The sequence below is a fragment of the Methylobacterium sp. WL9 genome, from assembly GCF_008040035.1.
Taxonomy (GTDB): domain Bacteria; phylum Pseudomonadota; class Alphaproteobacteria; order Rhizobiales; family Beijerinckiaceae; genus Methylobacterium; species Methylobacterium thuringiense.
In genome coordinates this window covers 1-1,492 of sequence record NZ_VRVE01000175.1, presented here as the reverse complement: position 1 = coordinate 1,492, position 1,492 = coordinate 1, and the positions used below count along the sequence as shown (strand labels likewise).

The following is a 1,492-nucleotide window of genomic DNA, read 5'->3' as shown; positions in this document are numbered from 1 at the left end:
GCCGAAGCCGGCAAGGCGGCGGCTCGGTGGGGGTGGGGGCCGGTTTTGCCTTGTCCGCCTTCGTGTTGTCCGCCGCCTTGCCGGCTTCGGCTACCTTGCCCGGTGCCTTGTCGTTGCCCGTCGTCTTCTCTTTACTTGAAGTCTTGGCTTTGTCGGCTTTCGCCTTGTCGGCCTTGTCTTTTTCGGCCTTGGCCTCCGGCAGGGTCTCGGGTTTCGGCGGCTTTGCGCCGGGGGGATCGAGATGGCCGATCACCTCGACGCGCTCGGCCCGGCAGGCCTTGACGAGTTCGGCGACGGCGTCGAGCACCGGATAGAAATCCGGCTTCAGCTCGCTGCTGCCGGGGGCGAAGCGCAGCGTGTGTCCGGCGAGCCGCTCCGAGAACAGCCGGGCGCAGGTCGGCGCGTCGTAGGCCGGGGCCGCGTCGCGGGTGGTGACGGCGACCGTGCTCTCCCAGCCCGGCGGCACGGCGCGGCGCAGGTCCTCTCCGGTGCGGCGGGCGCTCTCGGCATAGAGGCTCTCGCCACCGAGTTGCATCGTGCGGCCGGTGACGGCAATCTCGCCGCTTGCGAGCGTCGAGAGCGGGCCGAGGGTGGCGGTGAGCGCGGCGACGAGGCCGGGGCGCGCGCCGGAGGAGAGACGCGAGCGGTCGACGATCGCCTCGCGCAGGAAGCGCAGTCGCAGGGCGGCGTTCAGCGATTCGCGCGCCGCCCGGTCGGGCAGATAGCCCGACAGCGTCACGCTGCCCGAATCGCGCCGGATGCGCGTCGTATAGGGCGAGACCGGCCGCACCTCGAGCGAGACCGTGCCGGCGCCGATTCCGGCCGGACGGGCGTCGCGCAGAGCCGCCTCGGCCTCGCCGACCGCCTCCTCGTCGAGCGCGGTACCCGAGACCGACAGGTTGCCGCGCTCGAAGCGGACCGAGCCCTCGCGGATCAGGCCGGCGAGGCGAAGTGCGGCCTTGGTCAGGGCGGCCGGGTCGATCGCGGGGTCGAGGCCGCGTGCGGTGCGCATCGCGTCGTCCACCCCGGCCTGCATCCCGGTGTTCGCCAGGACTATCCCCGCCATCTTGAGCGCCTCGGCCCGGGCCGCCTCGGAGACGACGTTGCCGCCGAGGGTCAGGCCGCCGTCGGGACGGCGCTCTACGACGAAGCGGAAGTCGTCGACGCGGGGCGGCAGGATCTCGATCGCCCCGAGTCCGAAGCCCTGCGGCGGCGCGTCCTGTCCTGCCGCGTAGGCCGCCGGATCGAGGGCCTCGCCGCGTATCGAAAGTGTCGTATCGCTCAGGCTCGCGACGGCGCCCGGAGCGAATCCGCCAAGGCGCGCAACGAGATAGGAGGCGCCCTCCATGAAGCCCGCCGGACCGCCGACTCGTGCATGCCGATCGCCTCGGCCACCGTCTTGAGGTTGAGCGGGCGCAGATGCGCGACGCCATGCACGAAGAACGCGTCCTGCTGGCGCACGATCTCGGTGGCGACCTTGAGGATGGTGCGC

2 pseudogenes are annotated in these 1,492 nt (G+C 72.1%); both read right to left on the bottom strand.

The annotated features are described in order from the left end of the window. Positions 1–1,348: pseudogene (locus FV217_RS22275) on the bottom strand (OmpA family protein); the annotation flags it as partial. Beyond that, positions 1,348–1,492, bottom strand: a pseudogene (locus FV217_RS22270) (hypothetical protein); the annotation flags it as partial. The pseudogenes FV217_RS22275 and FV217_RS22270, both read right to left, overlap by 1 nt.